The organism is Marinobacter salicampi (genome assembly GCF_011074795.1).
GTDB lineage: Bacteria > Pseudomonadota > Gammaproteobacteria > Pseudomonadales > Oleiphilaceae > Marinobacter > Marinobacter salicampi.
The window spans coordinates 41100-48668 of record NZ_JAAMPF010000007.1 but is presented as its reverse complement, the minus strand read 5'-3'; the positions used below and the strand labels follow the sequence as shown (position 1 = coordinate 48668).

The 7569-nt window shown below is 54.6% G+C and carries 6 protein-coding genes, 1 tRNA gene and 2 pseudogenes; 5 read left to right on the top strand and 4 right to left on the bottom strand.

The features are described 5' to 3' along the window. Positions 1 to 663: pseudogene (locus tag G7W63_RS02685) on the bottom strand (carboxylate--amine ligase); the annotation flags it as partial. A 160-nt stretch (positions 664 to 823) separates the two neighbouring features. Continuing rightward, entirely contained in the window at positions 824 to 1789 is a 966-nt protein-coding gene (locus G7W63_RS02680) for a zinc-binding metallopeptidase family protein (RefSeq protein WP_166252784.1), read from the bottom strand. Between the two features lie 134 nt (positions 1790 to 1923). On the opposite strand from G7W63_RS02680, the gene G7W63_RS02675 reads away from it, so the two are divergent. From G7W63_RS02675 to G7W63_RS02655, 5 genes and pseudogenes are all read left to right on the top strand, one after another. Continuing rightward, entirely contained in the window at positions 1924 to 3411 is a 1488-nt protein-coding gene (locus tag G7W63_RS02675) for a M17 family metallopeptidase (RefSeq protein WP_166252781.1), read from the top strand. A 154-nt stretch (positions 3412 to 3565) separates the two neighbouring features. Then, a complete protein-coding gene (locus G7W63_RS02670; RefSeq protein WP_242634284.1) occupies positions 3566 to 3847 on the top strand; it encodes a sll1863 family stress response protein in 282 nt (93 codons plus the stop codon). A gap of 109 nt (positions 3848 to 3956) precedes the next feature. Then, a complete protein-coding gene (locus G7W63_RS02665) occupies positions 3957 to 4502 on the top strand; it encodes a DUF1523 family protein (RefSeq protein WP_166252776.1) in 546 nt (181 codons plus the stop codon). 87 nt (positions 4503 to 4589) lie between these two features. Then, a pseudogene (locus G7W63_RS02660) lies at positions 4590 to 5097 on the top strand (amidoligase family protein). Beyond that, positions 5082 to 5231 (top strand): hypothetical protein, encoded by a 150-nt coding sequence (locus G7W63_RS02655; RefSeq protein ID WP_166252773.1) that lies wholly within the window; start codon positions 5082 to 5084, stop codon positions 5229 to 5231. The pseudogene G7W63_RS02660 and the gene G7W63_RS02655 overlap by 16 nt, the downstream one beginning before the upstream one ends. A gap of 239 nt (positions 5232 to 5470) precedes the next feature. Here the strand turns inward: G7W63_RS02655 and G7W63_RS02650 are convergent. Both G7W63_RS02650 and rpoD read right to left on the bottom strand, forming a co-directional pair. After that, positions 5471 to 5547, bottom strand: a tRNA-Ile gene (locus G7W63_RS02650). A 70-nt stretch (positions 5548 to 5617) separates the two neighbouring features. Continuing rightward, positions 5618 to 7450 carry an RNA polymerase sigma factor RpoD gene (rpoD, locus tag G7W63_RS02645; protein ID WP_166252770.1) on the bottom strand — a complete coding sequence of 611 codons (1833 nt, stop codon included), beginning with the start codon at positions 7448 to 7450 and terminating at the stop codon, positions 5618 to 5620. Between the last annotated feature and the right edge of the window lie 119 nt (positions 7451 to 7569).

Below are 7569 nucleotides of genomic sequence, written 5' to 3'. Positions count from 1 at the left end.
TTCCATCAGCAGTGGATATTCCTCGTTCGGTATCTGGTCAATTTCTTCCAGCGTACGGATCATACGGTGGCCCAGGCAGCCCGCCTTGTCGAATGCCTTGACGTGAATCGGGTCATCCGGGTCGCCGTCGAGTTTGAGCAGGGTCTGGTTGACGCGCTTCATGAAGCGGACGATGTCTTCTTTTTCGTGAGCTTCCTCGAAGATGCCCACGCGGATGCCGCCAAGCTGGGCGCGGCGCTTCATCAAGGCCTTGTCGCGGAACAGAATGGACTGTCCGTACATGCGCGGGCTGTCCATCAGCACAGAGTTAATCGCACCGGACCACTCAACGGTTTCTTCAAACAGCGGGATGGCAACATCCACGCCTTCTTCTTTCAGCCTTGTGGCGATCTCCATGGAGCGATCATTAAGGCGAATAAAATCCCATGCTATGAAAGGGATGTTGTTCGCTTTACAGAAATCCGTGGCCCACTCAGGCGCAACGACAATGTAGCGACGGTCAAAGTTCTGTGCCGCCTTGATGGCGTTAACGCTCCAGCCGAGCAGGGCGATGTAGCCCTTGTTTGGGTCTTTCGACTTTTCGGTGCCCTTGACTGAGGGCATTTCCGGGTCGCGCCAGGCCAGCACTTCCGGCGACATTTCTGATTCAGGTGTAATCGCCATGTTATAACTCCTTTTTATTTGCAATAAGGCATCGGAAACGTTGACATTTTTCTTGGCTAATCACGATCCCGGCCTTCGCTCGAAATATATGTGCAACTATTGCATTTGCAAACTAAATTCGAAGGTGGATTGTACCTAAGGTCTTTCACTTATCGTCTACTCAAAGCCCTTGGGCCCCGCGGCGTAACCAGTCATGTACAAAGGCAAGTTTACGGTGGGCGGCTTCCGAGAGTACGAACGGATAGATATCTGCCAGGCCCATGGAGCGGTTCACATGATTGATTCGTGTGGCGAGCGTCGCGGCTACATGAACCAACTTGGCCGTGTCCGGCTCTGAGTACGGATCCCAGTTGTGGCTTGGCATTTCAGGCGAAGTCAGGCCAGTTGCTACGAAGCTGTCCGTAATGTCGGTCAGATGCAGAAGGTGTGCCGCTGTCTCTGCAAAATCCTCATGGGGATGCGCAGAGGCGTATGACGTCAGGTAAAACAGCTCCCAGTCCTGGGACGGACCCTGATCGTAATGCTTCTTGAGGGCAGCCTGATAGTCGGCACGTTCATCTCCAAACATCTCGCGGAAAGCGGTTAAAAAGTCCTCACGCAAACTCAGCCGCCACCAGAGCATGTGAGCAATCTCATGGCGCATATGCCCGATCATGGTTCGGTAAGGCTCGTCCAGGGCTTCCCTGCGAGTGACCCTGACAACGGGATCGGCCTCGGAAACGCTGATGGTGACCACGCCGTCGCCATGTCCCATGCCAGCAATCGTGTGACCGTCAGCGAGCATATGGAAAACCGGTCTGGTTCCCGGATCTTCCGGCCTGAACCAGTGCCAGCGGCCCAGGTTATCGATTACCCAACGCTTTGCTGCTTCTGTTTCTGCCCAATTGGGAATGGCATTGGGAATTTCCGGGGCCGGTGCCAGTGCCGTCATGGCACAGGATCGGCAGAAGGCGCCTTCCTCAGGCGCGATCCAGTTGCAGCCAATGACCTCGCGATTCGCACAGAACGGAGGCATGGGCACGAAAGCCCGCGCTTGTGGGTCGTAGGCAACGGGAGTGCCTTCGGCGGTAGTAAGGTTATGAAACCAAAGGGTGCCGGAACCAACCGGATTAGTGAATGCCTTCATATCTTGAGAGAGCTCCTTTCCTGCTGCGACATGCAGCAAAATTCTTGTAATGAAAGCTGATTTATAGACCTGTCTGCACCGGAAAACCAACTATAGTTATACCTATATTTTCAGCCCCCAAAGGAGCTTCAAAAATGAAGCCAGAATTCCCCGGATTATCGCCATTGTCGATCCAGAAAGACCAACCGATTCCCGCTGCCTGGGACTTCAAGCCCGGATCCGGCGTGGTCCTCCTTGTGCCTGATGCGGATCGGAAAGTGATCGATAATACGCCCTGGTCCGACGCTCTGGGAGAGCGTCTTTCAGCCCATCCGAAAACGGCCAACCCGGTGGTTCTCTCCATGCCCGGAGGTGAGAGAGCGGCGGTTGTGTTCGTGGCGGATCAACTTCAGACATTCAAGGCACTGACTCTGGCGCGCAAGGCTATCGGGCCTCTGATTGCTGACCGGGTGGAGGAAATAAACGTCCTTTGCCTGCTTGATGATGAGGTGGCCGCAGGTGCGATGGCTGAGGCCCTCCTGGCAGCGGCCCATGCAGCGCTTTTCCAGTTGCCGAAAATTACGGGCAAAGCCTCCGAGCCAAATAGCCTCAAAGCCATGAGCTATTTCGGGGGCCTTGGTAACGCTGATTTTGGATACGCTGAAGCAACGGCTGAAGGCAATAACCTGGCTCGCTGGTTAACCCATTTGCCGGGCAATTACCTGACTCCGGGCATTTACCGTGATTTCGCCGAATCCCTAGCCCGCCAGGAAGGCTGGAAATCGGAGTTCTATGACCGGGATAAACTGGAGGAGCTGGGCGCCGGCGCCTTTCTTTCCGTTGTTGAGGCCAGCCCGGTCAGGGACGCAGGCATACTGCATCTTCAATACCGCCCGCCGGGGGCTGAGGGCAAACCGCTCGCACTGGTCGGTAAAGGTATCTGTTTCGACACCGGTGGCAGCAACCTGAAAGTGGGCGGCAGTATGCTGGGCATGCATGGCGATATGCAGGGCAGTGCCGTGGCGCTGGGTGCTTTCCTCGCCGTAACTCGTATGAACTTTGATCAGCCGGTGGATTGCTGGCTGGCACTGGCGGAGAACCATATCGGTTCGCGCGCAGTGAAATGTAACGATGTTATTACTGCCATGGACGGTACTACGATCGAGCTCATCAATACCGATGCTGAAGGCCGAATGGTTCTATCGGATACTCTCGGGCTGGTGTCCCGTGGAAAACCGCGCGTAATCGTTGATTATGCAACGCTCACGGGCACCGTTGGAGCCGCACTGGGGCAAAGGATGGCTGGTGTGGTAACCAATCGCCGGGAATGGGTCGAGCCACTAATCCAGGCGGGCGAACGTTGCGGTGAAAGGGTCTGGCCCTTCCCTTACGAGGATGATTACGATGAAGATCTCGAGTCGAAAGTGGCCGATACCCTGCAATGCAGAACCAAAGGCCCCGGTGATCATATCTATGCAGCACGGTTGCTTGGCCGTTTTGTGGACAAAGAAATCGGTTGGGTGCACGTAGACATGGCCTCTTCCGGCACTCATCCGGGTGGGCTCGCGCAGATACCGACAGACTTGCAGGGTTTTGGTGTGCGCTTTGGCGTGGAATGGCTCAAAAAGGTGGCTGATGAGTAGTTTCCGAGGTGCCTCTGGCTGAGCTGTAATAAACGTTGATTAGTCTGGGGGCCGGGAGTAAATTCAATTCAGCCAGTGGCTTGCCATGGATAGATGATGATGCAGAGTCACTGCACCTACTAGAGTGTGCGCTTACAGGGTTAAGATAATGAGCATGAAAGATACATACGTAAAAAAACTTCAGGCCAAGCTCGACGAGTGGAATGCGGAGATTGATAAGCTGAAAGCCAAAGCCGATACCAAAGAAGCGGATGCCCAGCAGGAATACTACAAGCAGATCGATGAACTGAAATCGATGAAAAACGACGTTAGCAAGAAACTCGACGAAATGAGTGAAGCTGGCGACGATGCCTGGGAAGATCTTAAAGCTGGCGTTGATAGCGCCTGGGATTCGGTAAGCAGCGCGTTCAGTTCTGCTACCTCTCGCTTCAAATAAGTTTCCCGAGAAACCTAGATTGCTAACAATCGGCGCCAGGATGGGCCGATTGTTAGTGTCTTATGCTGCGTAAGCAGAGACTGAGCTTGCCTGTGAAGAGCCTTTTTTAATGAAGAAATTAAAAGCAATCGGGATAGGTTTTCTGGTGGTGGTACTGCTGGGGATTGGAGCAACGTTACATTACTTCTTGCCTAAACATGCTGTGGTCGTGATTAACGGGGTGGAAGTAAAGCGCATGGATGCTCAAGGTGTGATCAATTCAGATAACGTCGCTGATGGTCCTACCCGTGATGTGTACTTCATCAACGCGGGCGAACCCGATAACTCTGTTGATGTAAGCGTATTTCGCAATGCTGATACCGGGTTCGGATTTCCCTGGTATTTTAAATTCGATTCGGCGGATGTCCAGGCAAAGGCCCAGCAGTTGAGTAAAGACAGCAACCAGCTTGCCCTGATTCAATACTATGGCTGGCGTATCCGGCTGATTTCAGCCTTTCCCAATCTAGTCAGCATAGAAAAAACCAGCACAAGATCCGAGCCGTTCCCGATCTTTAATGTGGTTTTCTTGCTATTTCTATTCGGCTTGCTCGGATTCGCTTACTGGAAAATAAAAACCCGTTTAGGCGAACGTCGAAGCAATCACCCAGTGAAATAGCTCCTGATTTCGTTAGACGCGAGGGCATTTGCGATCAGCGCACAACACTGATGCTGGAAGCGCGTAAGCAAGTCTGAGGTTGAAGCGCTGATCAGCTATCTACGTGAAACCGGCGCAAAGGGTACCTCGCAAAGCATTTTTAATGCCTTCGGCATGCAATTCAATCCTGAATTACCGAGCCACGAGGCTAGAATGATCACCGCTTGCCTCAAAGCATTTATGTGTCTTTACGACTGGCTGTTAGTGCGTGCCGACGTCGATTTCTCTCGCCGACAATCCAACCCGCAACCGTGCGCTCGACATGTTGCCACTTTTCATGTTCCTGGATGAGGAGCGGGTCCGCGCCGCAACGAATGACACGTTGATCAAGGCCCGGCCTACCTTCCATTACCGACTGCCGGATTGCAAAGTCGACGAGCCCGACTGGGGACTTCATGTGGCCTGGAACGACCGGGTTGAAGTTGAACGCTTAGCTGCGGATGAAAACCGTTTGCAGGCCTGCTGCGAAGCCTATCTCGATTTCCTGGGAAGCCCGCTCAAGGGAATATTCAGTAAATGGGCCACGGTCGTGGATACCAAATGGCTCGACCATTAACCGCCCTCGAGGTGTCAACGTGCGTTGCCATCATCCTGTTCGAAGGCGGCATGGACCTGACGTTCGGCGAATTCCGGCGTGTTGGCCGTCTGGCCATTCTGGCCGCGCCGCTAACATGGGTTTCGGCACTCTAGCGGCGCACCATATAGTCGGGCTGAGCTGATTACTATAACGCCTTGGCATGCAAGGGGCAGGGTCATGAATTCGGCCACCATCGCAGCTTAAAATTTTCCCTAATCTGAATGTTCGCTTTGCGACCTCAGCGCCCCTACACACTCAAAGCGGACATTTTTGGTTAACTAGTCAACCATAACTTGGCCAAAACGGACAATTTATGGTTTAACTACCATGAAAGTTGTTCGGCGGGAGATAGTGGTGGGCCCAGCAAGACTCGAACTTGCGACCAAGGGATTATGAGTCCCCTGCTCTAACCAACTGAGCTATAGGCCCGAAACAGCGCTGTACAGGAGTGCAGCGGGCGCCATTATACCCATGAGTACAGGCGCCCGCTACCGGTAGGTTAACCCTGATCGTCGATAAAGCCGCGCAGGTGATCGGAGCGGGAAGGGTGGCGCAGTTTGCGCAGGGCCTTGGCTTCGATCTGACGGATCCGCTCGCGGGTCACGTCGAACTGCTTGCCGACTTCTTCCAGGGTGTGGTCGGTGTTCATCTCGATGCCGAACCGCATCCGTAGCACCTTCGACTCCCTCGCCGTGAGGCCGGCCAATACAGAACGCGTGGCTTCACGAAGACCTTCGGCGGTGGCGGAATCCACCGGCGACAGGGCCTGGATGTCTTCAATGAAATCCCCAAGATGGCTGTCTTCGTCGTCACCTATGGGTGTTTCCATGGAGATCGGCTCTTTTGCGATCTTCAGCACCTTGCGGATCTTGTCTTCCGGCATTTCCATGCGCTCGCCCAGCTCTTCCGGGGTCGGCTCGCGGCCCATCTCCTGAAGCATCTGACGGGAGATGCGGTTCAGCTTGTTGATGGTCTCGATCATGTGTACCGGAATCCGGATGGTCCTGGCCTGGTCCGCAATGGAGCGGGTGATGGCCTGGCGTATCCACCAGGTGGCATAGGTCGAAAACTTGTAGCCACGACGGTATTCAAACTTGTCCACGGCCTTCATAAGGCCGATGTTGCCTTCCTGGATCAGGTCCAGGAACTGCAGGCCACGGTTGGTGTATTTCTTGGCGATGGAAATAACCAGGCGCAGGTTGGCCTCGACCATCTCTTTCTTGGCCCGGCGGGCCTTGGCTTCGCCGATGGAGACGCGACGGTTGATTTCCTTGATGTCAGGAATGTCCAGGTCGACTTCGGTCTGGATGTTAGCAATCCGCTTCTGCATCCGGACGATTTCATCCAGCCGCTCACTGATCGCCGCGGCATAGGGTTTCTTGCTCTTGGCGATCTTGGGGGCCCAGTCGAGATTGGTCTCGTTGCCGGGGAAGGACTTGATGAAATCCTTGCGGGGCATCTTGCTTTCGCGGACACAGATGCGCATCACGGTACGTTCGTTCTCACGAACCAGCTCGTTGGTGGAACGGATAACGTTAACCAGCTCATCAAAGGCCTTGTTGCCAAGCTTGAACGGCGCGAATACCTGGCCCAGTTCGTTCAGGGCTTCCTGGGTTGCCTTGTGACTACGGCCATGCTTCTCCAGGGCAGTATTGGCGGCGTCCAGTTTTTCCTTCAGCAGCTCGAAGCGCAGGCGGGTCTCTTCGGGATCCGGGCCGCTTTCGGTTTCTTCCTCTTCGCCATCGTCGTCATCGTCAGAGCTGGTGTCGGCGCTGGTATCTGCCGGAACCTCTTCGCCCATGAACGGCTCGGCATCATCCGGGTCCAGAAAGCCGGTTACGATGTCGCTGATGCGGCCTTCGTTCTCGATGATGCGCTCGTATGCCTGGATGACCGTGCCAGCAGTGCCGGGAAAGTGGGCGATTGCCGCCATCACGTCGCGCACGCCTTCTTCGATCCGCTTGGCAATAACGATCTCGCCTTCACGGGTCAGCAGTTCGACGGTGCCCATCTCACGCATATACATGCGCACCGGGTCGGTTGTACGCCCGGCATCAGACTCAACGGCAGCCAGAGCCGCTGCTGCTTCCGCCGCGGCGGCCTCGTCAGCAGTGGAGTCGCCATCGGTCATCAGCAGTGTGTCGGCATCAGGCGCAACTTCAGTGACCTGAATGCCCATGTCGTTGATCATCCGGATGATGTCTTCCACCTGGTCCGGATCGGCTATGTCTTCCGGGAGGTGGTCATTTACCTCGGCGTAAGTCAGGTAACCTTGTTCTTTGCCTCGGGCAATGAGGTCTTTCAAACGTGATTTTTGCGAATTGCCTGACATAGACACCCTGTGGACTCGCTAATAAAGAGAAAAAAGTTAAACAGCCATTATAGCTGTCGTGTTATGGGTCCGCCACCAGATGGTTAGATGGTGGTCAATCCGCAGACTTTCAAGTGCCC

Coding starts and splice junctions, on each gene's coding strand:
- G7W63_RS02680 (WP_166252784.1), bottom strand. CDS start 1,789: ATGAAGGCATTCACTAATCCGGTTGGTTCCGGCACCCTTTGGTTTCAT.
- G7W63_RS02675 (WP_166252781.1), top strand. CDS start 1,924: ATGAAGCCAGAATTCCCCGGATTATCGCCATTGTCGATCCAGAAAGAC.
- G7W63_RS02670 (WP_242634284.1), top strand. CDS start 3,566: ATGAAAGATACATACGTAAAAAAACTTCAGGCCAAGCTCGACGAGTGG.
- G7W63_RS02665 (WP_166252776.1), top strand. CDS start 3,957: ATGAAGAAATTAAAAGCAATCGGGATAGGTTTTCTGGTGGTGGTACTG.
- G7W63_RS02655 (WP_166252773.1), top strand. CDS start 5,082: ATGGCTCGACCATTAACCGCCCTCGAGGTGTCAACGTGCGTTGCCATC.
- rpoD (WP_166252770.1), bottom strand. CDS start 7,450: ATGTCAGGCAATTCGCAAAAATCACGTTTGAAAGACCTCATTGCCCGA.